The organism is Rhizobium sp. Root482 (assembly GCF_001426565.1).
GTDB lineage: Bacteria > Pseudomonadota > Alphaproteobacteria > Rhizobiales > Rhizobiaceae > Pararhizobium.
In genome coordinates, this window is sequence record NZ_LMFA01000007.1 from 29,235 (window position 1) to 55,589 (window position 26,355).

The following is a 26,355-nucleotide window of genomic DNA, read 5'->3' on the forward strand; positions in this document are numbered from 1 at the left end:
GGGGGTGCTGCCCCCTCCTTCCGATCATCCCGTGATGAACTGCAAGAGATCGTCATTGATGATGTCGGCGTGGGTCGTCGCCATCCCGTGGGGAAAACCCTTGTAGATCTTCAATGTCGCATTTTTCAGGAGCTTTGCCGAAAGAGGCGCCGAGTCTGCGACGGGAACGACCTGGTCGTCGTCACCATGGAGCACGAGGGTCGGTGCGTCGATCAGCTTCAGATCTTCGGTAAAGTCCGTTTCGGAGAACGCCTTGATCCCGAGGTAATGGGCGTTCGCAGCGCCGGTCATGCCCTGGCGCCACCAATTCTGGATCATCGCTTCGGAACGTTTCGCTCCATCACGGTTGAAACCAAAGAACGGGCCGCCGGCGACATCCAGATAGAACTGGGAGCGATTGGCCGCCAGAGCGCTTCGGAACCCATCAAAAACCTCGATGGGCAGGCCCCCGGGGTTCGCTTCCGACTTGACCATGACGGGTGGGACAGCGCCGATGAGAACGAGCTTGGAAACCCGCTCTTTTCCATGGCGAGCCACATAGCGGGCCGCCTCACCCCCACCCGTCGAATGACCGATGTGAACTGCGTTGACCAAGCCAAGATGCTCCACGACCGCGGCGACATCTGCCGCATAGTGATCCATATCATGACCGTCGCTTACCTGGGCCGAGCGGCCGTGGCCGCGGCGATCATGCGCGATAACGCGAAAACCCTTGCCAAGAAAGAAAAGCATTTGGGCGTCCCAATCGTCGCCGCTGAGGGGCCAGCCATGATGGAACACGATCGGCTGGGCGCTCTTGGATCCCCAATCCTTGTAGAAGATCTCCGTGCCATCTTTCGACGTGATGTAGCTGCCGGCATGCTGATCGTCCGTCGCCGCGGCGACGTTCCTGGTCTTCGCGGACACGGTGCTGACAGCCGCCGTAGCGGTGGCGAGCCCCAGGGTTGCCGTCATCATATCGCGCCGGGTGGACGCAGTGGAAAGCAGAATCATAGTCGTCTCCTGTTTGAGAAAATATTGGAAATATTCCCAAGAAGACCCAGCGTATAATTTCGATAGGCCTTATGTTAAGATTTATTAAGTTAGCAATCTTACTTGAATGCAGTAGCTATACGTTCGTTTGCCAAATATATACTTCGTCGAACGCGACCCGCCCGTCCCCGGCACGGACAGCGCGATACCAACTCGTGCAGCGGCGAGCTGCAGACGGAATCCGAGTGCCGGAAATTTGATTTTGGAGATGTGCGGCAATGCAGGTTCCGGCGACTGCCGTAATTGGATTGGATTGCTTTCATCCGCGCCGTTCAAACAGGCGCTGCGAACATCTGTTCGCCGACAGCCTTCAGTTAGGGCCGCATTATGGACATCCTGCAGATGCCGGAGCCGCGATCGGCTCCGGCTGTATTTGTCAACGCGCCGGCGGCGGGGTAGCCGTCTTTACCCATTCCGAAAACGCAACTTTCCCGACATGCACGCCCGCAGATGGCATCAGGGTCGCATCGTCAAGACGCGCGCCGAAATATCGCGTCTGGCTGTCAACGACGATGTCTCGGTTGTCCCCGATCTGGCGCAGATATTTCGTGACCGCATCCGCGATCTTGATGGGCTCCGGACCTGCAATTTCGACCACGGCGTTGAGGGGCTTGCCGAGGACCAGATCAGCGAGAGCGTCGGCCACGTCATCGGACAGGATCGGCTGCATCATGGCCGGAGAGAGGTGAACCTTATCGCCTTCGACGCCGGATTGGGCGATCCCGAACATGAACTCGAAAAACTGCGTCGAATGCACCAGGGTGTAAGGAATCTTCGCCCCCCTGATGATTTTTTCCTGAGCCAGCTTTGCGCGAAAATATCCGCTTTCCTGAAGTCGGTCGGTGCCGACGACGGACAGCGCCACGTGATGTTTCACGCCGGCCGCAGCTTCGGCCGACATCAGGTTGCGTCCGGATGTCTCGAAGAAATCCATGACCGCCTTGTCTTCGAAGGACGGAGAATTGGCAACGTCCACAACGATGTGCGCGCCAGCCATCACCTCGGCGAGCCCCTCGCCGGTGACTGTATCCACACCGGATGCCGGCGATGCTGCAATGACCTCATGCCCCCTGGCCTGAAGCCGCTTCACCAATTTGGAACCGATCAGCCCGGTTCCGCCAATAACGACGATCTTCATTGTTCGCTCCTTGAGGTTGTGCTGGTGAAATCGATTGGCCACGGAAGGCGTGACGCAACGCTACGGGATTTCTATCTGGTGAATAGATAAACCTAGGTTGGGGGCGCCATTCCTGGGAAATGCGGCCTATTCCCGGTCCATGGAGCGATCTCATCCCGGACGCCATGGTTTGCCCAATCGCAGCGTTTAATCGCGCTGAAGATGCTCGACCTTCCGAACCAGGTCTGCGAGCGACCGGCTCTGCATTTTGCGCATCACGCTCATGCGATGGAGCTTCACGGTCATTTCGCTGATACCAAGCTGATAGGCGACCTGCTTGTTCATAAGTCCACTGACCACCGCATACATCACTTCCCGCTCCCGACGGGTGAGAGTATCGACAAGCGATTGGATTCCGTCCCGCTCCGCGTCAATCTTTCGCCGTTCGAAGTCCAGATTTATGGCACGATCTACAGCATCGAGAAGATCCTGGCTGGCGAAAGGCTTGGTTATAAAATCGGTAGCCCCCGCCTTCATTGCCCTGACACTCGTCGGAATGTCGGCATGCCCCGTTAGAAATATGACGGGCATTCGACTGCCGGCGAGGGTGAGATGCTGCTGCAGATCCAGCCCTGTTCCGCCCGGCATTCTGAGATCAAGGACCAGGCAACCCGGTGCACGAATATCAGCCGATTCCAGGAATTCCGGGCCGTTGGAGAATGCAGTCGCCCGCTTCTTTGTGACCATGAACAGATCAAGCAACGATTCCCGCATTTCCTCATCATCGTCTACGACATAAACAATAGGCTCGACGGCGTCATCCGCCTTGATTTGGGCGTGCTGCATTGGATTTGCCTCAATTTCTATCGCGCGAAAACGCCGGACATATATTGAAGTTATGGCGCATTACGCGGCCGACAGCTTGAACTCGCATGCGCTGAACCGATTGCGATCGCCGCCGTGCCGACGGAGCAATATCTATCACGGAATAGGTCGCGGGTGACGGTAGACCTTGGTGTAGAACACACTATACGCGAGGGCATGTCTTCATGATCTCCAGCGACAAGGGCATCGCATTGGTATTGTCGGCATGCTGTTTCAGGGGAGCCGGCGTGAGAATAGCTTTGATCGGCAAGACTGGCGCCATCTTCGGAAAGCGCTCGTTCCGCGGCCCCCTCAAGGGCGATTGTCACTTAAACATCCGACCGGCGCAACGCCATTGCTCACACAACAGATGAAAGGGCGGCGCGACGTGGCACCGCCCTTTTTGATGTCAACCATCGAATCCTAGGCGGCGTCATTTACCTCTAGCAGAGCAACACGCTCCTCCCCGCGACTGCAGGCCCAGGCCGTCACGGCGATGCCGAAGATCGCCGGCAAGCTGACCGCCGGAAAATCTCGCAAGATAACGGAAGAGGAACATATTCCGACCGCCACTTCCCAGAGATGAAAGAGGGCGTGTGCGGTCAGCCAGAGAGTGCCGACCGTCCAGAGTTCAAGACGTCGATCGGGCCTGAACCAGCCGATCGCAAATGCGAGGGCGACGAAGCCCTGGATGATGCCGATGTCGCGAATAAAATGCTGATTGTAGAAGCCCGTATCGGTTACGCCGGGCACAAAGTAATACCATCCTTCTGGGTCATAGAGCATGTAAAGCGCCAGCCACGCGGCAAGCGCAACATTGAACCAGACCATAACGAAGACAGCGTATTTCAGGGCTCGCATTTTCCATCTCCTGCTTTTCGAGAAAGCATCAGCGTAACACCGCCGTTTGGTCGAGACTTCCCAAACCAAGGTTTAGGAAGTCTGTGGAGATTTCGGAGGGCATCCGAAAACGACCTGCCAAGGCGATCGAGGAACGACCCGGGATAAACCCGCTGCAATGCAACTTCAAACCGTGGATCGCTCGCTGATACCAGCGCCAGACTGCCCGGCACCGGTTGAAGAGCAGATCACTTAGACAAGGCCGCCTCTTCGATGAGCCTGGAAACTGCGCCCGGATGCGAAACCATGATGACGTGCAACGCTCCCGGAACGGGAAGTATCTTCCTAGACAACAGGGACGAGTGCCGGCTCTGTTTCGTCACTTGCTAAAGAATCGGATCAGTTGTCACAACGGCCCTCTGCGCCTCGATCACGTAAGGCGTCGGCGACAGCCGTGAGCATAGCCTGCGCGTCGAACGGTTTGCGGAAGCAACCGCTTATGCCCTGATCTGCAATCTCGTGACGGCCGGTTATCAGGAAAACCGGCAGACTCGGACGCAGCTTTTTCGCGATATCGCGGAGTTCGAAGCCATCCATGTCGGGCATACCAATATCCGTGATCAGGACATCAAGCCCCGAGAGCCCGCTAGAAAGGAGTGATCCAGCCGATGAAAAGCTGCGCGCCGAATATCCGGCGGATTCAAAAAGGTCTTCCAGCGATTCAAGCAACCCCAGATCATCATCGACGATCGCGACGACCTTTCTATGTTTGCTCACTTTGGACCTGGCTAGGCTTCTGCGAGAGTGGGTGACGGGTACTTCCAGCCGTTCCGCAATACGAACCAGATCAGCAAGGGAAGCCGCCTCCATTTTTTGCATCACATTGCGTCGATGAATTTGCAGGGTAACCTCGCTGATTCCCAGCTGGGCAGCGGCCTGCTTGTTGAGAAGTCCGCTCACCACCAGCGGCAGAACCTCCCTTTCGCGCGGAGTGAGCTCAAGATAGCCACGCTTCAACAGGCTGAACTCGGCGCGCTCGGCTCTCTTCTGTCGATCCTGCGCGATTGCCGCGTGGATGGCACTCATCAGATCTGCGTCGGTGAAAGGTTTGGTCAGAAAATCCACAGCGCCGTATTTGATTGCGCGTACCGAGGAGCGAATGTCGCCATGGCCGGTTATGAAAACGATCGGCGGGTGCTCCCCCTCAATGAATTCCCTCTGCAGATCGAGACCGTTGATATCCGGCAACTCGATATCGAGTATCAAACAGGCAGGCGCATCCGGCTTGTCTGCATCGACATAATTCCCGGCGGACCCGAATGCGATTGCCTGTATCCCGTGAGAAGCCAGAAGCTCGCACAGGGCTTTTCGAATCCGCTCGTCATCATCGACAATGAAAACAATCTGCTCGTCCGTCATGATGCCGCCGCTTCCATTTCAACCGGCAGCGTGAACAGGAATATTGCCCCACTCGGCTTGTTCTTCTCCGCCCACAATCGTCCTCCGTGCGATTCAATGATGGAACGGCATATCGCCAGGCCCATGCCCATCCCATTGGCTTTCGTCGTGAAGAAAGGCTCGAAAATTCTATCCGGAAACTCGACGCCTGTGCCGCGATCACTGATTTCGGTTCTGATCATGTTGCCGGCGGTATGAACCCGCACGGCGACAACCCGTTCGCTGGCAACCGCGTCCATTGCATCCATGCCGTTCCTGATAAGGTTCACCAGAACCTGCTGGATATGCACACGATCCAAAGCGACAGGCGGAATATTGCGCTCGATATCAACATCTATGCGAATACGGCGCCGCAATGCTTCCTCGGCGATAAGGCTACGCGCTTCGCCAATCACGCTGGTAAGCTCGGTATTGCCCCTCGGCTCGACATGCTGCCTGAACAGCGCTCGTATGCGGCTGACAACATCGGCCGCCGAGTTGGCATTACGGATAATGCGCTCGGCGGTGATCTTCGCCCGCTCCACATTCGGTGGCTCGGCGGACAGCCAGCGATGGCATGCGTTGGAATTGGCAACGATGGCCGCCAGAGGCTGGTTGACCTCATGGGCGATGGAGGCCGACAATTCCGACAGACTTGCGGCCTGACTGGCTCTGGAAAGACTTTCCTGGGCCAAACGAAGTTGCTCCTGTGCCCGGACCTCACCGTCAATGTCCATGCAAATGACGTTCCATTGGACGATGGCCCCCTCCTGGTCTCGCATTGCAGCGGCGCGCGTCTCGACCCAGCGATATTCACCGTCGAAACGCCGCAGTCGATGCTTTCGCGCATAGGGCTCGCCGGTGGCCAGACAATGAGCATAGTGTTCCTTGACCGCCGCCAGGTCATCGGGATGAACGCCGGCTTCAAGCGTGCCATTCAACCGGGACTTTCCGCCACCATCCAATTCTTCAAGGTTGTAGCCGAGAAACTCGCGAAGCTGCTGGCTGCGATAAACCGGCTCGCCATTTGGCGCAGCGCAGTCGATCAGCGCGGGCAAGGTTTCCACGAGCTGCCAGAGCGAACGCTCTCGTTCTCGCAGCGCATCTTCGACGCTTAGCTGATCGTCGATGTCATGCGACAGGCCATACCATTGCACGATCCGGCCATTTTCATCACGCAACGGCTCAGCGCTACTTTCCACCCAGCGATAAATGCCATCGGCGCGCCGCAGACGGAATTTTTCCGAAAAGCTTTCGCCGCTGGCAAGCGAACGCTTGAGTGCTTCATTGAGTCCGGACGCGTCGTCGGGATGAAGTGCCGACCAAAGAGCGTCCGTCAGGCGGCCTGCGCCCCCAAGATCCGCGCCGCCGCCTAGGCCAAGAAACATTATCAGGCGTTTGTTGAAAAAGGTCGGCTTGCCATCCGGATTCAGCCGCCAGAGCAGGCTTGGAACCATATCGACTAGTTGCGAGAGCTCACGCTCGCGGTCGCGCAGGGCTTCCTGCGCACGCATCTCGTCATCGATGTCGATCGAGATTGCATACCATTGCGAAATGCCTCCAGCTTGATCGCGCAACGGCTCTCCGCGTCCGTCAACCCAACGGAATGCGCCGTCCGCTCGCCGCAGGCGATACTTCATGGCGTAGGGTTCGCCTGTCGCCATCGAGTGGTGAATTGCCCCCAGGAGGCCTTCCGAGTCCTCGGGATGAACGAGTTCCCTCATGGCAACTGCCAGGCGATCAATGTCCGGCCGGTCCAATTGCGTCATGTCAGTAAAACCGTAAAAATCGAGCAAGCGCCTGTTGAAGAAAACGGGTTCGCCTTCGGCTGTCAGACGCCTGATCTGAACGGGAACCATGTCTACCAGCTGCGAGAGTTCACGCTCACGGCCGCGCAAGGCGTCCACCGTTTTCTTGTAAACGTCGATATCAAGTGCGATGCCGAACCAGCCCGCAATGCGACCTTGACTGTCGCGCGCCGGCCGTGCTGCCGTTCGGGCCCAGACATAGTTTCCGCTTACCCGCCGAAATCGGAATTCAACATTGAAATCATCACCTGTCTCAAGGCAGTGGCGCCACATAGAGGCAGTCCGGTCATAGTCGTCCGGGTGAAGCAAGATCTTCCACGCGGTATGCCCCTCCGTCACGGAAGCGTTGAGTTCCTCCAGCGTCACCCCAAGGGAATTCTGCGCAAACGGATGTAGATAGATGAAGCGACCCGCAGTATCGAATGCCCAGCCATTCCCGAAAATGCTTTCGACAGCCCTTGCAGAGCGGAGTGGTTCTTCGTTTTCGCCCGACAGTTGCTCGGCTGTTCCAGCCCGCGGGTTCCTGTCCGTTGCCAGATCGTCGATATCGACGCTGACACTGTAACCCGGCTCCGAACGGGTCTCCGTCCAGCGGTAACTGCCGTCAACCTGAAGTTGGCGATGTCTCGTGACCTGAGGAACACCGGTCCAAAAAGCGCGGGCGGCCGCATGGGCAGCTGTGGTCCGGTCATCAGGGTGAACTAGGCTCAGCGAGTTCGGCAGATCCGAGGCGCCATATTGCTCAAGTGCAGCACTTGCGACATTGGCAAACCTCTCGCTGGCAACGGAGGTATCACCATCGATAACGGTGCCGTACCAGCCCAGGATGTGACCGTCGCAATCGCGCATCGGCTGTGCCGAACTTCGGCTCCAACCGTAGGCATCGCTAGGGCGCAGCACACGATGCTCGACATTGAAGTGGTCGCCCGTTTGCAAGCAGCGACGCCATGTGGAAATGACGATCCGATAATCGTCCGGATGGATCATTCGTCTCCAGCCGGAGAGTCCGTCATCCGTTGGCGAATTGAATTCCTCAAGCGTCATACCGAGCCGCGACAGGACAGTGGGGCTGACATAGGTGATTCTTCCAGCTGCATCGGCCGCCCATGCGTTGCCTATCACGCTCTCGATGATTCGCACCGCCTGCAGTGTTTCGACCTCGATTTCGCCAGGTAAATTGAACGCCTTAGTCATTGCCTTCTCCTGCGAGATGAGGAAAGCCACTGTCAGCGCTCAATGTAGCACTTGTCCTGGTACCCGGACTGGTGAGGTAGCAGCACTATCCTAATCTTAGCGTGCGTTCACCGCACCCTATGGAAATCTATGACAAGTGGGCGGTTATCTAACCTGTATTTCAGTATAGCCTTGACTAAACCTCCGGAGTGGAGAAGCCGCCCAATGTCGTGAAAGCTTTTTCACCATCCGCGTGCGGACTTCCCGCCGTTCACCCGGGTGCGCCGGCAATCACCCCTTTTCATGGACCCGCCGGCCCACGCGGGCCTCCTTCCAAGAAGATCACGATGAAACGAGGTCGGCGTGCAATCTCGGCGAACGCTCAACATCACGCGCTGCTGCAATCCGTCATTTCACAGAGAGCCGTCCGCTTGAGTATCGATTGAGGATTCGACCGACATCCCCGACCGCAGCGCCCCGATTACGCCCGTATCGTCGATTGCGATCTTTACGGGGATGCGTTGAACAATCTTCGTGAAGTTGCCTGTGGCATTGTCCGGCGGGATCAGGGAGAAATCGAGTCCGCTGGCAGGAGAGATGCTGTCCACATGGCCTCTGATCTTCAAACCGGGCAAACCGTCCACTTCGATTTCAGCCGATTGGCCGGGCCGTATGTCGGTGAGCTGGGTTTCCTTGTAGTTGGCCACGACATAGACGGCGTCCAGAGGAACGACTGCCATGAGCTGCGTTCCCGCCGCAACAAGCTGGCCGACACGGATGGTTCGGGCACCAACGGTCCCGTCCACGGCCGACACGATCGCAGTGTAGGACAGGTTCAGCTCGGCCTGGGCAAGCGCGGCGGCCGCCTTGTCGCGTTGGGCCACAGCCTGATCGCGCTGAGTTGCCAAGACAGGAACCTTGTTACGGGCTGCAACAAGACCAGCCTCATCGCGCTCGACCGCGGCTGACGCCTGCTCGCGGAGCGACTGGCTCTGTTCTGCACGAGACTGGCTGCCTGCGCCGCTGGAAATCAGACGCACCGAGCGCACGGCATCCAGGTGAGCGTATTTGTAAGACGCCTTCGAGACATCCAGCGAGGCCGTTGCCTGGAGAATGACCGATTCTTGGAGAGCGATTTGCGCATCGATATTGGCAATGACCGCCTGGCTTGCCTTCACATCCGCTTTCGCCTGCCTCAATGCGGTTTGGAAATCCCTGTCGTCGATGCGCGCCAGAACCTGACCCGCCTTCACCGTTTCGTTGTCCCTTACAAGGACTTCCTTGATGTAGCCCGGGATCTTGGGGGCGACAGCCGTGAAGTCGGCTTTGACGTAGGCATTATCCGTCATCTCGACAAAGCGGCCGACCATCCAGTAATCATAACTGTAATCGGCAGCATACGCCGCACCGACGAGCACCACCAAAGCAATGATGCCGCGTTTGATGGTATGTCCTGCGCCTTTACCGTCCACAACCGACGCACTGGGCTGGTCGGCGACCTTTTCTACCTGCGGCCTTGGGACAACCTCGAGGGTGTGATTGCGCGACAACTCGACCATTGCTTTTCCTTCTCTACAGCCAAAAGGGCGCGTTTTAGTGTGCAAGAACGAGAATGCACCTTCGTCCCAGATCTGATAATCTTGAAAATTATGTGAAGATCATAAACTATGAGAGCATAATCAGGAGGAGCCATGGATCGGATCACAAGCCTGACAGTTTTTGGTCAAGTTGTTGAATGCGGCGGATTTTCTGCTGCCGGACGGCGCATGAACATGTCGACGACAATGGTCGCCAACCACATACAATCGCTTGAGAGCCGCTTGGGCGTTCGACTGCTGAACCGTACGACCCGCAAAGTCAGCCTGACCGAAACGGGAAAGTTTTATTACGATCGCTCCTCTCAAATCCTGGCCGACCTCCAAGAAGCGGACCTGTTCGCAGCCGCACTGGTATCCACCCCGCGGGGGAAACTCAAAATCTACACAAGCACGGCGATCGCACCTTTCCTGGTCCCCCTGATGAGCGAGTACATGCAGCAGTATCCGGCCGTGGTGATCGAGTTGGATACCGGTGAACGGATGATCGACATGATCGAAGAGGGTTACGACCTCTTTATTCGAACGACGCTAAGAGATTCCCGGCTGATCGCGCGCAAGCTGACGCCTTGGCGGCACTTCGTTGTCTGCTCGCCGGCCTACCTCAAATCCCATCCAGCACCCGAGCGGCCGAGCGATCTGGCGGGCCATAATTGCCTACAATATTCGCACTATGCCTATGGCACGTCGTGGCACTTCGAAAATGCCGCGGGTGTCCAGGAACAGGTCAAGATCGACGGCAACGTCGTCTCCGACAGCGCCCAGGCGCTCAGAGAACTGGCGATCGACGGGCGTGGCATGTTCCTGGCGCCAAGCTTCCTCGTCTTCGGCGATCTCAAAGCGGGCCGTCTGGTCTCCAACATGCCCAATTATCGCGGCGTCGAATTTTCCATTGACGTCTTGTTTCCCGAACGCAATCACCTTCCAACCAAAGTCAGACTGTTCATCGATCTGCTCGTCGAGCGTTTTTCCGAGCACCGGAAGTGGATGGCTTAAGTTCCTGCAACGCGAGCTAAGGTCCGCAGTCGCCTTGCGATTAGCTTTCCGACCATGACCTTCGAAACGATCAGTATCGGCGCGGCCAGCAGAAAGAAGAGCGCCACCGAGAAAAAGGCCGAATTGAACGCGATCGTCATCGATTGCACAGCAACGGCCTTGCCGATGAGAAGCGCCGACGCCTTGTTGGCCCCCGCCGCTAGTCCGTGGGCCGAGAGATAATGCGCGACGCTCAACAACCGGTCGATCACGTCCGGACGTCCTGGCGTGATATAGGCGGCGAGCACGGCGCGGTTCAGCGCGCTCTGATTCTCCACGAAGGTCTGCAGGAACGATATCCCGATAAGACCCCCGGTCTGCCTCCCGAGATTAAACAGGGCGACACCGACGACAACGGACGAACCTTGCAGCCCCGACATCGTTATGAGAGTGATCGAGAGGAACAGAAAACCGAGCGCACATCCACGAACGAGAACACCGGCCGCCATATCCGGTATGCCGCTCTCGCTGGTCGAGCCCGATAGCATCCACATGGACAGCATGAGACCCAGGATACCAAGGGGAATGGTGTGTGCTGGCGAGGCGCCGCGTCTGATGATGAACGCAGTGAAGAAGAGCGTCGTGATAAATGCGGCCGTGCTCGGCAACAACAGCGCCCCAGCCTGCGTCGGCGTCATCCGAAGCACCGAAATGGCAAAGGATGGGATCAGGTAGCTGCTGCCGAGCAGCGCGAAGCCTGCTGCGAAACTCGCAAGAAAGCCAAAGCTGAATCCACCATTCATGAAGACCGAGACATCCATCAGGCGCCGATCCTGATTGCCGAGGAACTGACAGGCGAGAGAACCGGCGAGCGCGAGAATGCCGACGAGCGCAAGCGCGACAATCGAAGGTTCTTCGAACCAATCCCAGCGGTTGCCCTGATTCAAAACATAGGTCAGCGATGTCACTGCGATCATGAACAAGGCGAGAGACGGCCAATTCATCCTGACGGATTGCGGAATTTCCTCCTTGAACGACAATCCGAATTTCAGAAATGCGAGAGCGGCCAGTCCAATCGGAACAATGGCAAGGAATATCCACGTCCAGGAATGGCTATCCAACAGCCAGCCGTGGGCGTAAGGGACAAGTGTTGCGGGTGCAACGACGGCCGCGACGGCAAAAACGCTCTGGACCAGGGGTTGGCTCGGCCAGCCAAACGACTTCAGCAGCAGCGACTGCGCGTTGACGAGTATCATCCCGCCCACGAACCCCTGGAGAAGGCGCAATGCGAAAAGCGTGTTCAGATCATCGGTAAGAGCCGCAAGCCCCGATGTGACAGTCATTATTATCGTCACCGCAGCCAGCGAGAGCCCAAGAGGAAAGCTGCCGGCCAGCCCCGCGGCCACGACAAATGCAAGGAGCTTCGCGGCGGTATAACCATAATCTATCCGCGCAAATTCATCGGAGGTCGCAGCAATGTCGCCCATCATGTCCAGGCGGGCGAACGACAGGACCGTGCCTGCGATCGCTTCGGTCAGGGCAGCCAGAGATGCCCCAAGCAGGAGACAAACACGTGCGATGTATTCTGAGCGATCTGCAGCGTCTTTCATAACAGTCCCCATGCAAACAAGGCACCTTTGCCATTGCCTGACCTTCGGCTGGAAGCTGAGGAAAACATGCCGTGGCCGCGGTCAGTTGATAAGCTCGGAAATCGGGAAAGGATTATACAGTTTGAGTGTGAGATCGAACTCCATGGAGGCGCGCAGTCATCGAGTTTCGACCGACGCCTACGCATGCCCTACTCATCGAAGGGAGCGGCAGCGACGAAGTCGACCGATGAAATGGGCGTATAGCCAGACACCAGACGTTCGCCGAAATCCCGCACAAAGTTGTCATAGGTCGTCTCCGGCTGCGTTTTCGCGATATGGCAAAAACAGTCGGTCATTCTCCTCTTCATCTCGAGCCGAGGAAATTCGGCGATGATCGCCTTCACTTCGGATGATGGGATAAGGCTGTATTTCAGACCCACGACGTCGAAACAGATGCCGGCGGTACAAAGAGCGACCTCCGGTTCCTTGTAAAGCCCGATCGATGGTGTCGAGTTCAGCGCAACGCTATCCCAAATCAATTGGGCACGATGCCTGTCGAACCCCGCTTTCGTTGCAAAATCTCGCGCCAGATCGGCGGCTTCCACCTCGAACCGACGCGGGCCTACAAATCTGTCATTGAGGGTGGTGTCGTGCAGCAGCGTGCCGATGGCGACGACTTCTTCGTCATGTGCAGTATTCTGTAGTGCGGCGATCCTGGCTGCAAACAACCAGGATCGCATGACGTGATTGAACAGATAAGGCTCACAGGTCTCACGCGCATGGTTGATCGCCCGATCGACTATGCGCGTATGGGGAACGACGATGCCTGCAACTATTCGTATATTTGCCGTGTGCATATTCAAACCCCTTGCTTGCGATTATCTCGTTTCAGAGCTGATGCGCCCGGCTCGTCGGGAAATCCGGGATACGGGCATATTGGCGCAAAGCCGGCACGCAACCAGCCAGACTTTGGTTTGCATTGACGTGAATAGGAGCAAGGATGGATATTATCGGGAAGCGGACCGAGCCCGGTATCGGCGGGCATTGGGTTTTGATTCCTGGTACTTTCGAGATGGGACGCAGATGGAAGCGTGCTCGAGGCGAACGGCGCCCTGTCGCGGCCCCATCCGCGCTCTTGGGGTTGGTCCTCTGCAAGCTGTCGGCCTTGAATGCTGTTAGTCACGATGCTTGAAGGACAAAAATGACCGACAAGGACAACCAAAAACGGCCTGCTCTTTTCCAGTGGCTGTCTACCGGTCTTCGTGAAGAGCCGACAGCTGAGCGGATATTTTTCGAATTCTGCAACCGGCTCACTGATTGCGGCGTCTCACTCAGTCGATGCTCCCTGCATTTTCGGGTTCATCACCCTCAATGGCTTGGCACGCGAATAATCTGGGCGCGAGGCCAGACGGAAGCGGAGGTTCACACGGTAGCCTACGACGTTGAAGCAACCGATGCCTTCTTGCGAAGTCCATTTCACCTTGTGATCCAAACCGGCAAAAATGTCCGGCAAAAGATCCAGATCTGCGGAGCTCACATTTTTCCTGTCTACGAGGAACTGAGACAGCAGGGGCACACTGACTATGCCGCATGGCCTCTCGATCATACGCAAGGCCGACGACATCTCATCACCTTCGCCACAGACCGCAAGGGAGGGTTCAAGGACAGCGAAATCGCGCTTATCCGTGAAGTACTCCCGCTGTTTTCCCTGGTGACCGAAATCCGCGTGAAGGACCAACTTGCGCGTACGCTTTTGCAGACCTATGTCGGTCCTCACGCCAGCGAGCAAATTTTGGATGGCGCGACAACGCGCGGAAGCGGTGTCACCGTAAACGCAGCGGTCATGATGTGCGACTTGAGGAATTTCACTCAACTTGCAGATCGTCGCCACCGCGATGAGGTCATCGACATTCTCAACGCGTATTTCGATCTCATCGCCGATCCGATCGAGAAGCACGGAGGCGAGATTCTGAAATTCATCGGCGACGGTCTCCTTGCGGTTTTTCCATTGGACCGTCCGAATGCGTGCGATCGCTTGTTGAGCGCGGTCTTTGAAGCCCATGACGCGGCCTCGCGAAGGGAATCGTCGAGCTATCAAATTCGATTTGGGACCGGCATTCATGTCGGCGAGGTCATGTATGGCAATATCGGATCAAAGCGGAGGCTTGATTTTACCGTGATCGGACCGGCCGTGAATCTGGCGTCCAGACTGGAAGCGTTGACGAAGAAACTCCATCGCCCCGTCTTGATCTCCAATGATTTTGTCAGGGCCGCCGATTGCTTTGAGAAAACGGAATGCCTGGGATTTCACACTCTTTCGGGGTTCGATCATGCCATGGAAGTTCACGCTCTCCGGACGATCTCCCCGGACGGTCCATCAGCGGCCCCCCGTATATAGAGTAGAGCGGAATTAGCCTTGAACCGGATTTCCGGGCTGATTTCGACAGAACAGCGTCGAGGGAGCCTAGGCATCGACACAATGCGTAGGCTCCCTGATGCGCCTAACCCGGCAGTTGGTCAGTAGTCCCAGAAAACCGGCACCCAACGAAAGGCTTCGCCGGCGACGGCCACCCGGCCGATGGAGGGGAACGGCAGGTGAGTGGCCACCAGGAGTTCACCGCTCGCCGCCAACTGCCGCAAAAGATCGATCCGGACGCGAGCCGCCTCTTCGGGGTCGTGCTCGAACCCGTTGTGCCAGTCCGGCTGGTCGAAGCCGACGGCAAATACCGCGTCACCGGCGAACGTCAGCGCATCGTTTCCCGACGCTACGCGGATCACACAATGGCCGGGGGTATGCCCACCCGTGCGACGGGCAACCACACCCGGCGCAACCTGGCACTCCTCGTCGAACAGCCGAAGATAGCCGCGATACTCGCACAAGAACTTCTTGGCGGTCGCCCGAAGTGCGTCCGGGAAACCCTGTGGCATCTGGGTGTGGGAAAAATCGGGGGATTCCCAGAATTCTGCCTCCGCCGTTGCGACGTGGATCCGCAAGTCCGGACGCAGCTTCTCCTTCACCCCCTCGACGACAAGCCCACCGATATGGTCCATATGCAAGTGCGTGAGCACAAGGTCGGTCACGGATGCAAGATCGATGTCGGCGGCCGCCAGCCGCTGGACCAGCTGCCCGGCCCGCGGCAAGTTCAGATCCGGGTCCAGGCCGAGCCCGGCGTCGAGAAGTATGGTCTGCTCACCGCTACGCACCACCACCGCATTCAGCGGCCAGTCGAAAGCATCCGCCGGCAGGAACATGTTTTCCATCCATGACGCCCGGACTGCGGGATCGGCATTGTGTCCCAGCATCTGAGTTGGGAGCGGTAGCACCCCATCACTGATGATCATCACGTCGATCTCGCCGATCCGTAGCGCATAGCGCGATGGAACCAGCTCTTCGGTACCCGGTTTACCGGGGTGAAAAGCGTTTTCCGAAGGAATCCTTGTCTCCTGCGGAGCCAAGGTACGGGCTTTTGTTGCTGACTGCGGCATGACGCACTCCTGTGTTGTTGGACACGAACCGTCACTGCCCATTCGATGGTACGCCAATATCGCATACGATCACGGACCGACGCTCGAACCGATGTTTCCGGATATTTTCGAGCGCTTCTTGGGCGGCTCTCCACAACACTACAGCCGCCCTCCAGCGCCGGTAATCCAAACTTAGGTTTAGGAGTCATGGCTGTAAAATCGGTTGATTTCCCGCCACCCGTCGCTACCGGACAATAGAAATCTTCAAGGGGCCCATTGGGCCCGAGGCACCCATATCGTCCGCCTTGAAGGAATGTGAACTGACGACCCGGTAGTTGATTTTCTGCTCTCTGAAAGATTGTCCCGCCTAGTCAGGCACAACCTTCATGACCGACTGCATTTGGGCCGTCAGCGGACAAGCGGCTTTCGCATTAACTCAGCAGCAAGCAGCCGTTCCGACGCCGGGCCGAATTCGACGCCTAAGGTTGTTGACATTGGACCGCCTCTTGCAGGTATCTATCTGACCACGGGTGTCCAATAGCCGAGAAATTCGATGTCCTCGGCAGAATAAACAACATGCGTCTTCCGGACGGCAAGAAGGCCGGTCTCTATTCCGTTTACGAAGCTGTCAGCGACTCTGCTTTGCGCCCAACGCGGAAGACGTCTTCCAGCGATTCTTTGACGGTCTCCGAAGCATGTCGGAAGTGTAAACTTGACCCAGCCCGCCCTCAGGTTTAACTCCGACGCCGCTTTCAAATACGGCGGTAAATGCCCCCTCTGATGCCGATCCGACATGCGAGCCGGATCGATTGTGTAGGCAGATCAACATGGACGAGCGTCTACGTGCCGATCAGTTTATTCACCGTCTTCTGTTGTCACTCGACGGATTCGAACTCGCCCGGCTTCCAGGACTTGTCGAACCATGACTCCAGCGGGCCATACAGGCGAAGAAGGACATTCCAGCCCTTGCCGGGAACCGTCTGGACCCAGTTGGCTTCATGTCCTTCTGGCGCTGTCGGGCCAAACCAGACATCGACCGAACCGTCGGCATTGACGACAATGTCTTTCTTGTCGCTGCCGATGCTCGGAAATTTCTGGTCCGTCTGCAGCATCGAACGCGTCTGATTGTCGTAGACGACGAACGACCAGAATTCCTTTGCCGGAATATTCGGCGGCAGGTGTATTTTATAGGTCTTGCTGCCATCGAGAGGCTTGCGATTTTTGTCCGTCGTGGCCCCGGCATATTGCGAACCGATGCCGACGCGCTTGATCGCCATGGCCGGCGTGATGCCCGTTGCGTAGTAGTGGAACAGGACGCGGGCATCGAGATAGCGAACGCCCGGCTGCGATAGGAACTCGTAGCTACCGCCGACAAAGCCGGTGAACCAGGCACTGTCCGGATAATAATAGGCGTCTTTCATCCGGGTCTTGAAAGTGATGGTGCGCGCTGTCGCGTTGCCGACGGCCACCGCTTCGGTGAGAATCTTCTTCATCCGCTCGTCGGGTGCGAAGGGCTTGCCCTTTTCGATGCCGATGGCGGCGAGTTGCCCCAAGACTTCCGGGTGGTAAGCCTCGTTCGGCTCGTACTGGACGATGTCGTTCACTTCCTCGTAGAAGTGAAAATCATTGGCATGGATGGTGTTGAACTCCTTGCCCGAGACGTTGACGATCTTCATCGGCGGCGGGTTGCCGGCCTCCGACAGCGGGTAGACCTTGGCGAACTTCCTGGTGTTTTCGACCGCTGTCGCGGTGCTGCCATTCTCGAGGAAGCCGCGCCAGAAGAACAGGTTTCCGTAGGTCGAGGTTCGAAGCACGAAATAGCCCTCGGGGACCTCGCCCTCATAACCAGGCGGCAAAAGCAGGTATTTTCCACCCTTGCCCTTGTCGGGGCCGGCATTGCCGACATCGCCGACATATTGGAACCAGTGATCGTCGATCATGCCGAGGATGTTGGGCGGCGTCTCGATGACCAGCGGGCCGGCCTTGGTGTCCAGCCACATCAGATTGTAGATGCTTTCGGTGTTCCCGGTCAGGAACAGCGAATGCGAGTCCATGAGGTCTTCGAAGATCAGGATGGTCTGGTTATTGTCGGCCCCCTGACTGGCAAGGCCAACCCGCATGGCTTCGACGGATGCGCCGGGCATGGCGTTGAGAAAGGCATCGACGCCGCGCATGAAATCGAGATTGTCGTAAATCTTCTCCGACGTGGCGTCGTCCGGGAAGCCGTCGAAGAAGTTCAGTTTACCAATCCTGGTGTCCACACTCTCCGGCGTGACGATGGCACCGGGTATCGGCGTCGTCATCTCCATTTTCGGTGCCGTCTGCCCGTGCGCGATCCCGGCAAGAAGCACCAGCACTGATGCCGCTCCAAGCAAGTTTTTCATTGATAAAATCATTGTGGGGTTCCTTTACGAGAGTCAGATTTTTCGAAGATAAGATATCGTCCGAATAGGCCGGCGCGTCACACCGGAGGGGGGTGACGTACGAAGCGGACATCTGTTGCGCTTCCGCGGCGCGAAAGGAAGTATGTTACGGTTACACGGTCCGTAGCATACGGACTTCAGCAAGCCGAAGAGGTAGTTAGAACTTCACCGCCAGTCGCGTGAAGATACCGTGCTGGGTGGCGTCATAGCGGAAGCCGCCATCTTGGAAGTCTGTATAAAGCGCCTTGTAGCCGAACGACGTGGCGATTGTGTCAGTCCAGTTGTAGCCGACCACAGCCGTTCCCTGCAGCGTGATGTCCGAAGCGACGCCGAAGCCGCCGACGTCGCCCATGACGTCCACGAACCATTTGTCGGTGATGTCATAGTGCATAGTCAGGCCGACAATTGGATCGACCCAGCTTTGCGAGCTGCTGCGGCTGACTGCCGGAAAGAAAACTGGATCGAAGTCGACTTGCACCCTGTTATGCTGGTAGCGAAGGCCGCCCGTCGCGTAGAGTTGCATGTTCTCCACGTTGATCGGGATCTCGTAGCCGACCAGCGCTGTCGCGACGATCTGCGTCTGCTCGAAGTCAGCGGTTCCGCCGAACGGCCCGACATCGGCGTCAGTCGAAATCTTGGCCCACATGAAGTCCGTATAGAGAAGCCAGCTATCACCGACGGCTTGAAACGATGCGGCGAACACACCGTCCAGGTCCTCGAGCACCTCCAAAGGCGATACGTCAACCGCCGCGGCGGGAAGGCCACGCACCGCGACGTCGCCGTTCAACCCCGCCAACCAGCCGTCGAGCGTGACCTGGTAGTTCCAGCCGCTCTCGACGACAACAGGGCGAGGTTGCGTCATGTCGGCTGCGGCCGCAGGTGCAGATGCAAAAGCCAGAGCCAACCCGCAATATGCGCTTTTCATTTTGATCATGCGAGCAATCCCCGATCTCACGTGTTCCGGCATTCGCAGGAACTCATTCCCGGTACGAGAATGCCGGAAGCTGGCATAAACGCCCGTATATTACTGTAACCACTGTCACAGCCGACTATTAACGTGTCCATTTCTGCGACTCGCATACCACCTTCATTACGCACCCCTTGAGGGTAACCGTGTCGCCTGAGACGCTGATGCTACCGTTATAGGTCTTCTTCGCGTCGGGATCAGTGATCTCGCCGGAATATCTGCCACCGCTACCGGAACGCGCCTATCTTTTCGCCCGAGTGCTTGCCGCTCGTGAGCGTGATGCAGAACCCACTGCCGCAAGGCTCGATGGCGGCCGTGTCGCCGAGCGTCGTCTTCCAATTCCCGACAATTGGATCGGCTGCGCTCGCTAATCCGGCCAGGATCAACAGAGCCGTAACGGAAATCACGATAGTCTTCACAGGAACGTCCTCGCATGGCGGGTCCGCTCACGGACCGATGTCCGAATGGACCACATATGCGCTGCAGACCGCAAGAAACTCGCAGTATGTTACTGTAACCTACGTGGTTTCGCCCGGATTCTGTGCCATTCAGTGACAATGAGCGGATGACCGGAAACTCGTCACTTCGCCTGCCGTGGAGGCGAATGAATGGAAGACGACATCGGGTTCGCCAAGCATTGGTTTCCCAAGCAGGCGATCGAAATCGATGCGCTTGCCTCCCGCGACGAGAGCTTTCGAGAGCTGTGTAACGACTTTTCAATCGCGGACGATCTCGTGCAGAAATGGAAATCGTCTACTGCTCCGGAGCGAGACGAACGGTACGCCGAGGCGCTCGAACTCATGGATGGCCTTAGCAAGGAAATCGGCGTCATGCTGAGCTTGGCCAAGATCGTGCCATTCCCCGTTTCCCGGTGAATGCAGGATCACGGCGTGATTGCTGCCCTGTGGCGACTACAGAAAAAGGGAACAACATGCCGCGACCAATCGCGTTCGTCCTAATCCTCGCGGTCGCCCTGATCGTTGTGGTTGTGACCGCCTGGGGTTCTCTGGCTCTATGGTATCGCCTGCCCCTGCCCGGTGCCGGACGGGCAATTGGCGCTGGAGTATTTCTCGTCTTCGGTCTCTTCATCGTGGCGGCGCTTACAAGTCGGCTGCGCATAAGGGCCATCCTTTCGTTCACGGTCGTGTTCGCCCTGATCATCGTGTGGTGGGGTTCGATCAAGCCGGAAGCGAGCGCTGCATGGTCACCGGACGTCGCCCGGCAGGTCACGGGTAGCATAAACGGGAATTCGTTGACTTTGACCGATGTCAGGGACTTTGCGTGGCGAAGCAATGCCGACTTTACGGAGCGTTGGACGACCCGGACCTACGATGTGAGCAAGGTTAAAACGGTCGACCTGTTCATGTCGTACTGGGCAGGGCCAAAGATCGCGCATGTCATCTTCAGCTTCGGTTTCGAAGGCGGCGAACAACTCCCCTGGTCGATCGAGGTACGCCACAAGGCCGGGGGCGCGTTCTCTCCCCTTGCCGATCTTTTCAAGAACGACCCGCTCGTGATCCTCGCCGCGGACGAACGCGACGTCGTCGGCGTCCGCTCCAACATGCGTGGCGAAGACGTCCAAATCTATCGCCTGAGAGCGAGTCCCGAGCAGGCACGAAAACTGCTGCTCGAATACGTCGCCGAGGCCAACGCCCTTGCCAAGACCCCGCGGTTCTACAACTCGATCACGACGAACTGCACGACGAGCGTCGCCAAATTGATGCGGGTCGCCGGAGACAAGGTGCCGTTCGACTGGCGGCTGATCGTCAACGGCTATCTTCCCGACTATGCCTATGACCGGGGAGCGATCGATACGTCGATGCCGCTTGCCCGGTTGCGGGAGATTGCCAAAATCGATGAGAGGGCGCAGGCGGATGGTCTGTCGCCCGAATTTTCCAGGGCAATCCGTTTTGGCGTTCCATCCCCGACCGCCGTCGCTACCCCGTAACCTACAGTAACATACTGCGGAGATAGCGGTGGTTGAGGCATGGTGCGTCTTGTCAGGAATTCGCCAGGCGAAGTTTCCCCCACACCCTCAACCAGGACGGAAACCATGAAGCTGATCAAGCTCTTTAAGGAAGCCGCCGCGGCCACAGCCCTCTTAATGATGATGGCCGCCCCATTGCTTGTGCCGACCGAGGCCGAAGCCCGCCGTGCGGTAGCTGGCTGCGGAGCCAGAGGATGTGCGGCCGTCGGCGATCGCGGCGCTGTCGCCGTGCGCCGCCCGCCAACCATGCGCGGCGTCGTCGTCGTCAACCCTCGCCGTAATTGGCCCGCGGGAGGCGCGATAGCCGCAGGGGCTGCCGTAGGGTTCATCGCAGGTGCCGCGGCGGCCTCGGTCGCAGGGACGCTGCCACAGTCCGGCATGTGCTGGTATTACACAGACAGCACGAAGAAGACGGGCTTCTGGGATGTCTGCCCGCGATAGTAGGGCTGTGGCACCGGGGTGGGATTTACGACGGCGACAGCGTTGGCAAACAAAGCGGCCGTAGCCCGACGCGTGCCCGGAGTCTTCCGTCGGACATGCCGCCCTGACTGAAGGAGCACCGCGCCCTTACCTGAACGTCGTCCCGACAAAGTCACCCCCGGCCGCGAAAAGCATCTCTCGAATGTAGACGAAATGTTCCGCGGGAAGTAGGTTGCATCAGGGGCTCCAATACAAGCCGCCAGCGTCGCGCGTGTTCGTGGCGCTGGGGAGGAATACAATGAAGGCCTCGGCGCATCCGCCGGACGGTACTGTCGAGCGTCCATGTCCGACCCGTGAAGAGGTCATGGCGCAGCTTGAACGAATCCTTTCCAGCCGTGAATTTCCCAGCGGCGGACGCAGCGCCGCCTTCCTGAAATATGTCACGAAGGAAACTCTTGAAGGCCGCGGTCATCGCCTGAAAGGATACTCGGTCGCCATCGAAGTATTCGACCGAAGCGCGGGCTTTTCTCAGGACGATCCCGTCGTCCGAATCGAGGCCGGACATCTGCGCCGTTTCATCGAACGCTACTATCTCGTCGCAGGCCAGCACGATCCGATCCGCATTGACATTCCCAAGGGCGGCTATGTGCCAGTTTTTACGTGGAATGACGCATCGACAGAAGAGGTCGGCGACGAGCCGAACGAAGTTGTCATCAGACACCGGGTTTTCGACCGATGGCGTCCAGGCGGTCCCATGCTGGCCATGCTCGTCGCATTCCTCTGCGCAGGGCTCGGCTATTATGCGGGCTTTCTGACGGGATCATCCCCAGATCGGTCAAGCGCACAAAGCCGGGACGAATCGATCCTCAGGCTGAGCCCGGACGAGCCGACCCTCGTGGTCGCGCCCTTCGCGGACCTCGGCGACGGCGCGCAGGCCGCACTTTATGCCGCCGGACTGACCGAGGAGCTTCTGACCGCCCTTCCCCGATTCAAGGAGATTACAGTCTTCGGCCGCGAGACGTCGAAGGCACTATCTCCCGGCGTCGCGGCATCGCAGGTGCGCGAGGGACTGGGCGCGCACTACCTTCTCGCAGGCGGAGTTCGCGTCGGGGGCGATAAGCTCCGTGTGACCGCGCGCCTTGTCGATACGTCCGACGGCTCAATCCTGTGGGCACAGACCTATGACGAACAATTGAACGCGCACGAACTTTTCGCCATCCAGTCCGATGTCGCCAGCAAGGTCGCGACGGCCATCGCCCAGCCTTATGGCGTCATCGCCAAATCATTGGCGGCCAACCCGCCGCCGGACGATCTTGGCGTCCATGATTGCATGTTGCGTTTCTACGCGTACCGCGAGGAACTGAACCCGGAAGCACACCTGATCGCCCGCAACTGCCTGCAGAGCGCGGTGGCGCGTTTCCCCGCCTACGCGACAGCTTGGTCGATGCTCTCGATCGTCCATCTCGACGAGGGCCGGTTCGAGTTCAATCCGCAGAGTGACCAGGCTCCGGCGATCGAACGTGCGCTCGGTACGGCGCGGCGGGCGGTGTCGCTCGAACCCGACAATACGCGCGCCCTCCAGGCGCTGATGACCGCGCTGTTCTTCAACAGCCAGGCGAGGGAAGCATTCGAGGTCGGCGAGAAGGCGCTCATCGCCAACCCGAACGATACGGAGTTTCTTGGGGAACTGGGAACGCGCGTCGCGTTCTCGGGGCAGTGGAAACGTGGTGCCGATCTTCTGGACCGTGCGATCAGACTCAATCCAGGCGGAGCCGGATATTATTTCGGGACGCGCGCCCTGATCGCCTGCATGCTCCGGGACCATGAGACGGCGGTGCGGCTGATCCGCAAAGCCGACCTGCAGAAATTTCCGCTCTTCCACGGAGTTGCGGCGTTTATTTATTCCGAGGCCGGGCTGCTTGCGGAGGCAAAGAGCGAAGGCGAAATCTTCATGGAGATGCGCCCCGATTATCTGCCCAACATCGTGGCCGAGAACCGGAAGAGAAACCTGCCGCCGCAGGACAGCATGCGCATCATCGCGGCACTCAGAAAGGTCGGATTGCCTGTGCCGAGCGTGGCAGATGTCGAAACCGGGTTCAGGCTTTCCGACGCCTCGGACAGCCAGTGAACGCCGTATGCTACGGTAACATACGTTCCTTTTCCGCCTGAATCCGTCACTCTCCCGGCACGAGGTGGCCCCCAAGCTAGTGCCACCGCCCGCCTGGAGATCGAACGGGGAACAAGGCAATGGCCACGAACGCATCGATCCGCATGCTGTTGCGGAAGACATCCGTGACACTCGCCGCCACAGCCATGCTCGGCGCGGCCGCCTACGCCCAGGATTCCGGCGCTGATCTTGCCAAGAAGCTGTCGAACCCGATCGCCTCGCTCATCAGCGTTCCCTTCCAGTTGAACTATGACCACGGCTACGGGCCGCTCGATGGCGACAAGACCACGCTGAACATCCAGCCCGTGATCCCGATCTCGCTGAACGCCGACTGGAACCTGATCTCCCGTACGATCCTGCCCGTGACCTACCAGCACGACATCGCCGGGCCATCCGGATCGCAATTCGGTCTCGGCGACGTCGTGCAAAGCTTTTTCCTCTCGCCTGCCAAGCCGACCGACGGCGGCCTTATCTGGGGCGCGGGCCCCGTCTTCCTGTTTCCCACCGCAACCGACGATCTGCTGGGCGGCGAGAAATGGGGCGCCGGGCCGACCATCGTCGCGCTCAAGCAGGACGGCCCCTGGACCTATGGCATGCTGGCCAATCATATCTGGTCGTTCGCCGGCGACGAGGACCGCAACGATATCAGCAACACCTTCCTTCAGCCGTTTCTCTCCTACACGACGCCGGACGCCTGGACATTCGCGCTGAACACGGAATCCACCTACGACTGGAAGGGGAATGATTGGTCGGTGCCCATCAACCTGACCGTCTCCAAGCTGGTGAAGGTGAATGAACAGCCGATCAGCCTGACCGCCGGTCTGCGATACTGGGCGGCGGCTCCGGACAACGGCCCCGAAGGACTGGGCGTCCGGCTCGGGCTGACATTCCTGTTTCCCAAATAGGTGCGAGGCACTGCGAAGAGACTTTTAGGGCGCGTAGTCATGATCGGAACTCGATCGGCAGAGTTCGATCGATGTCCTCAGTCGCATACCGCCTCCTATTGCCCATGCATGCTTGAACCCGCGCTGCGAACCGAAAGGACATTCAATGCTTACGAAACGCGATCTGCTCCGCTCTACCGTTGCCATGGCGGCACTCACCGCGACAGTGATGAAGCCTCGCTCCGTCTTCGCGCAAGACAAGGCGGAATGGCCGAGCCTGCTGGAGGCCAAGGACATTGCCGAGGAAGGTTTTATCTACGGCTTGCCGCTCGTGATGAACTATGCGGTCATGCAGGAATTCGCGGTCAACCGGAACTCGGGTCAGTTCAAGGCGCCGTTCAACGAAATCAATAGCATGCACCAGGTCGCCAGCCCCGAAGATACGGCCGTCATCACGCCGAACAGCGACACGCCCTACTCGATCCTCTGGCTGGATTTGCGCGCCGAACCGATGGTCGTCTCCGTGCCGGCGGTCGAGAAGGATCGCTACTATTCGGTTCAGTTGATCGACGGCAACACCTATAATTTCGGCTATATCGGCTCGCGCGCCACGGGGACCGAACCGGGCGACTATCTCGTTGTCGGGCCGGACTGGAAAGGGGAGAAGCCCAACGGGATCAAGCAAGTCTTCCGATCGACCACACCGTTCGTATTCGCCAACTTCCGCACCCAGCTCTTCAACCCCGACGACATGCCGAATGTCGGGAAGGTCCAAGCCGGCTACAAGGCGCAGCCGCTTTCCGCCCTCCTCGAGCAGCCCGCCCCAGCCGCCGCGCCGGAAATCGCGTTCCTTCCCGCCACCACGGCCGGGATCAAGGAGAACTTTTTCAAATATCTGGACTTCGCACTGGAATTCGTACCTGAGACACCAAGGGACCAGGCGATTCGTGCCAAGCTTGCAAAGATCGGCGTCGGTCCGCGCAAGGCCTTTGAGTTCAAGGATTTACCGCTCGAACACAGGGCGGAAATGCTGATAGGCATGAAGCAGGGCGACGATAAAATCAACAAATGGCTGACCAGCGGCAACAAGCCTATCAACGGCTGGAACGTCAGCTCGCTTCTTGGTGACGAGGCCTTCTACAATGGCGACTGGCTGATGCGGGCCGGGGCGGCCAAGGCAGGCCTCTACGGCAACAACGCAGCGGAGGCCATGTATCCCTTCACCCGGACTGATACCACCGGGGAGCCGCTCGACGGCAGCAGGCACAAATACACTATCACCTTTGCACCCGGCCAGTTGCCCCCAGTGAATTCGTTCTGGTCCGTGACGATGTACGACGGCAAGAGCCAGTTCCTGGTCAAGAACCCGATTAATCGCTACCTCATCAACTCTCCGATGGTGCCTGCGATGAAAAAGGAGGCGGACGGCTCGCTGACGCTGTACATCCAAAAAGACAGCCCCGGTGCGGCCAAGGAATCCAATTGGCTCCCTGCTCCGGATGACACGATCTATCTGGTGATGCGCCTGTATTGGCCGAAGACAGAAGCGCCTTCGATCTTGCCTGCGGGCGAAGGGACATGGCGACCGCCGGGTGTGAAACGGGTCTCATAG

The 26,355-nt window shown here is 58.3% G+C and carries 20 protein-coding genes and 2 pseudogenes; 8 read left to right on the forward strand and 14 right to left on the reverse strand.

Translation table 11 applies throughout. The features are described from left to right. Positions 1-24: 24 nt before the first annotated feature. The 8 genes and pseudogenes from ASD31_RS06505 to ASD31_RS06535 form a co-directional block, all read right to left on the reverse strand. The gene (locus tag ASD31_RS06505) at positions 25-993 is read right to left on the reverse strand and encodes an alpha/beta fold hydrolase (RefSeq protein WP_056331072.1); all 969 of its coding nucleotides are present in this window, start codon (positions 991-993) and stop codon (positions 25-27) included. Positions 994-1,408: 415 nt separating this feature from the next. Further along, positions 1,409-2,170: an SDR family oxidoreductase gene (locus tag ASD31_RS06510; protein WP_056331075.1), complete on the reverse strand. Its 762-nt coding sequence runs from the start codon at positions 2,168-2,170 to the stop codon at positions 1,409-1,411. 186 nt (positions 2,171-2,356) lie between these two features. Then, positions 2,357-2,995: a response regulator transcription factor gene (locus ASD31_RS06515; protein ID WP_056331078.1), complete on the reverse strand. Its 639-nt coding sequence runs from the start codon at positions 2,993-2,995 to the stop codon at positions 2,357-2,359. A gap of 441 nt (positions 2,996-3,436) precedes the next feature. Beyond that, on the reverse strand, positions 3,437-3,874 hold the full coding sequence (locus ASD31_RS06520; RefSeq protein ID WP_056331081.1) for a hypothetical protein: 438 nt from the start codon (positions 3,872-3,874) through the stop codon (positions 3,437-3,439). Between the two features lie 378 nt (positions 3,875-4,252). Next, positions 4,253-4,630: a response regulator gene (locus ASD31_RS26670; protein ID WP_244483780.1), complete on the reverse strand. Its 378-nt coding sequence runs from the start codon at positions 4,628-4,630 to the stop codon at positions 4,253-4,255. 18 nt (positions 4,631-4,648) lie between these two features. Further along, a pseudogene (locus ASD31_RS26215) lies at positions 4,649-5,272 on the reverse strand (response regulator transcription factor); the annotation flags it as partial. After that, entirely contained in the window at positions 5,269-8,292 is a 3,024-nt protein-coding gene (locus ASD31_RS06530) for a PAS domain-containing protein (protein WP_056331084.1), read from the reverse strand. The gene ASD31_RS06530 and the pseudogene ASD31_RS26215, both read right to left, overlap by 4 nt. 392 nt (positions 8,293-8,684) lie before the next feature. Next, positions 8,685-9,830, reverse strand: a complete 1,146-nt coding sequence (locus ASD31_RS06535) for an HlyD family secretion protein (RefSeq protein WP_056331086.1) — start codon at positions 9,828-9,830, stop codon at positions 8,685-8,687. A 132-nt stretch (positions 9,831-9,962) separates the two neighbouring features. Here ASD31_RS06535 and ASD31_RS06540 point away from each other — a divergent pair, with 132 nt between their 5' ends. Then, complete coding sequence (locus tag ASD31_RS06540; RefSeq protein ID WP_056331089.1) at positions 9,963-10,862, forward strand: LysR family transcriptional regulator; 900 nt, start codon at positions 9,963-9,965, stop codon at positions 10,860-10,862. Here the strand turns inward: ASD31_RS06540 and ASD31_RS06545 are convergent. Together ASD31_RS06545 and ASD31_RS06550 are read right to left on the reverse strand one after the other, a co-directional pair. Continuing rightward, positions 10,859-12,451, reverse strand: coding sequence for an MFS transporter (locus ASD31_RS06545; RefSeq protein ID WP_056331092.1), 1,593 nt, complete (start codon positions 12,449-12,451; stop codon positions 10,859-10,861). The genes ASD31_RS06540 and ASD31_RS06545 overlap by 4 nt on opposite strands. A 188-nt stretch (positions 12,452-12,639) precedes the next feature. Next, complete coding sequence (locus ASD31_RS06550; protein WP_056331095.1) at positions 12,640-13,287, reverse strand: hypothetical protein; 648 nt, start codon at positions 13,285-13,287, stop codon at positions 12,640-12,642. 344 nt (positions 13,288-13,631) lie between these two features. On the opposite strand from ASD31_RS06550, the gene ASD31_RS06555 reads away from it, so the two are divergent. Beyond that, on the forward strand, positions 13,632-14,828 hold the full coding sequence (locus ASD31_RS06555; protein WP_056331099.1) for an adenylate/guanylate cyclase domain-containing protein: 1,197 nt from the start codon (positions 13,632-13,634) through the stop codon (positions 14,826-14,828). A gap of 119 nt (positions 14,829-14,947) precedes the next feature. On the opposite strand, the gene ASD31_RS06560 is transcribed toward ASD31_RS06555, so the two are convergent. The 4 genes and pseudogenes from ASD31_RS06560 to ASD31_RS06575 all read right to left on the reverse strand — a co-directional run bounded on the left by ASD31_RS06560 (position 14,948) and on the right by ASD31_RS06575 (position 19,704). Next, positions 14,948-15,916, reverse strand: coding sequence for an MBL fold metallo-hydrolase (locus ASD31_RS06560; protein ID WP_082520446.1), 969 nt, complete (start codon positions 15,914-15,916; stop codon positions 14,948-14,950). Between the two features lie 854 nt (positions 15,917-16,770). Beyond that, the gene (locus ASD31_RS06565) at positions 16,771-18,279 is read right to left on the reverse strand and encodes a DUF1254 domain-containing protein (RefSeq protein ID WP_244483778.1); all 1,509 of its coding nucleotides are present in this window, start codon (positions 18,277-18,279) and stop codon (positions 16,771-16,773) included. Positions 18,280-18,475: 196 nt separating this feature from the next. Beyond that, positions 18,476-19,252: a hypothetical protein gene (locus ASD31_RS06570; protein ID WP_056331104.1), complete on the reverse strand. Its 777-nt coding sequence runs from the start codon at positions 19,250-19,252 to the stop codon at positions 18,476-18,478. Between the two features lie 118 nt (positions 19,253-19,370). Then, positions 19,371-19,704, reverse strand: a pseudogene (locus ASD31_RS06575) (DUF2147 domain-containing protein). Between the two features lie 189 nt (positions 19,705-19,893). Between ASD31_RS06575 and ASD31_RS06580 the strand changes: the two are divergent. The 6 genes from ASD31_RS06580 to ASD31_RS06605 all read left to right on the forward strand — a co-directional run bounded on the left by ASD31_RS06580 (position 19,894) and on the right by ASD31_RS06605 (position 26,355). Continuing rightward, a complete protein-coding gene (locus ASD31_RS06580; RefSeq protein WP_056331106.1) occupies positions 19,894-20,160 on the forward strand; it encodes a hypothetical protein in 267 nt (88 codons plus the stop codon). Between the two features lie 56 nt (positions 20,161-20,216). Next, entirely contained in the window at positions 20,217-21,233 is a 1,017-nt protein-coding gene (locus ASD31_RS06585) for a DUF4105 domain-containing protein (RefSeq protein ID WP_056331109.1), read from the forward strand. A gap of 105 nt (positions 21,234-21,338) precedes the next feature. Next, on the forward strand, positions 21,339-21,713 hold the full coding sequence (locus ASD31_RS06590) for a hypothetical protein (protein WP_056331111.1): 375 nt from the start codon (positions 21,339-21,341) through the stop codon (positions 21,711-21,713). A 277-nt stretch (positions 21,714-21,990) separates the two neighbouring features. Beyond that, on the forward strand, positions 21,991-23,820 hold the full coding sequence (locus ASD31_RS06595) for a hypothetical protein (protein WP_056331114.1): 1,830 nt from the start codon (positions 21,991-21,993) through the stop codon (positions 23,818-23,820). Positions 23,821-24,005: 185 nt separating this feature from the next. Beyond that, positions 24,006-24,764: a transporter gene (locus ASD31_RS06600; RefSeq protein WP_244483781.1), complete on the forward strand. Its 759-nt coding sequence runs from the start codon at positions 24,006-24,008 to the stop codon at positions 24,762-24,764. A gap of 145 nt (positions 24,765-24,909) precedes the next feature. Next, positions 24,910-26,355: a DUF1254 domain-containing protein gene (locus ASD31_RS06605; protein ID WP_056331119.1), complete on the forward strand. Its 1,446-nt coding sequence runs from the start codon at positions 24,910-24,912 to the stop codon at positions 26,353-26,355.

What these genes read in the sequence shown, in the direction of transcription:
- ASD31_RS06510 (WP_056331075.1), bottom strand. Translation starts at nt 2,170, where the DNA reads ATGAAGATCGTCGTTATTGGCGGAACCGGGCTGATCGGTTCCAAATTG.
- ASD31_RS06535 (WP_056331086.1), bottom strand. Translation starts at nt 9,830, where the DNA reads ATGGTCGAGTTGTCGCGCAATCACACCCTCGAGGTTGTCCCAAGGCCG.
- ASD31_RS06560 (WP_082520446.1), bottom strand. Translation starts at nt 15,916, where the DNA reads ATGCCGCAGTCAGCAACAAAAGCCCGTACCTTGGCTCCGCAGGAGACA.
- ASD31_RS06540 (WP_056331089.1), top strand. Translation starts at nt 9,963, where the DNA reads ATGGATCGGATCACAAGCCTGACAGTTTTTGGTCAAGTTGTTGAATGC.
- ASD31_RS06505 (WP_056331072.1), bottom strand. Translation starts at nt 993, where the DNA reads ATGATTCTGCTTTCCACTGCGTCCACCCGGCGCGATATGATGACGGCA.
- ASD31_RS06565 (WP_244483778.1), bottom strand. Translation starts at nt 18,279, where the DNA reads ATGAAAAACTTGCTTGGAGCGGCATCAGTGCTGGTGCTTCTTGCCGGG.
- ASD31_RS06585 (WP_056331109.1), top strand. Translation starts at nt 20,217, where the DNA reads ATGCCGCGACCAATCGCGTTCGTCCTAATCCTCGCGGTCGCCCTGATC.
- ASD31_RS06595 (WP_056331114.1), top strand. Translation starts at nt 21,991, where the DNA reads ATGAAGGCCTCGGCGCATCCGCCGGACGGTACTGTCGAGCGTCCATGT.
- ASD31_RS06530 (WP_056331084.1), bottom strand. Translation starts at nt 8,292, where the DNA reads ATGACTAAGGCGTTCAATTTACCTGGCGAAATCGAGGTCGAAACACTG.
- ASD31_RS06520 (WP_056331081.1), bottom strand. Translation starts at nt 3,874, where the DNA reads ATGCGAGCCCTGAAATACGCTGTCTTCGTTATGGTCTGGTTCAATGTT.
- ASD31_RS06605 (WP_056331119.1), top strand. Translation starts at nt 24,910, where the DNA reads ATGCTTACGAAACGCGATCTGCTCCGCTCTACCGTTGCCATGGCGGCA.
- ASD31_RS06580 (WP_056331106.1), top strand. Translation starts at nt 19,894, where the DNA reads ATGGAAGACGACATCGGGTTCGCCAAGCATTGGTTTCCCAAGCAGGCG.
- ASD31_RS06570 (WP_056331104.1), bottom strand. Translation starts at nt 19,252, where the DNA reads ATGATCAAAATGAAAAGCGCATATTGCGGGTTGGCTCTGGCTTTTGCA.
- ASD31_RS06545 (WP_056331092.1), bottom strand. Translation starts at nt 12,451, where the DNA reads ATGAAAGACGCTGCAGATCGCTCAGAATACATCGCACGTGTTTGTCTC.
- ASD31_RS06590 (WP_056331111.1), top strand. Translation starts at nt 21,339, where the DNA reads ATGAAGCTGATCAAGCTCTTTAAGGAAGCCGCCGCGGCCACAGCCCTC.
- ASD31_RS06515 (WP_056331078.1), bottom strand. Translation starts at nt 2,995, where the DNA reads ATGCAGCACGCCCAAATCAAGGCGGATGACGCCGTCGAGCCTATTGTT.
- ASD31_RS06600 (WP_244483781.1), top strand. Translation starts at nt 24,006, where the DNA reads ATGCTCGGCGCGGCCGCCTACGCCCAGGATTCCGGCGCTGATCTTGCC.
- ASD31_RS06550 (WP_056331095.1), bottom strand. Translation starts at nt 13,287, where the DNA reads ATGCACACGGCAAATATACGAATAGTTGCAGGCATCGTCGTTCCCCAT.
- ASD31_RS06555 (WP_056331099.1), top strand. Translation starts at nt 13,632, where the DNA reads ATGACCGACAAGGACAACCAAAAACGGCCTGCTCTTTTCCAGTGGCTG.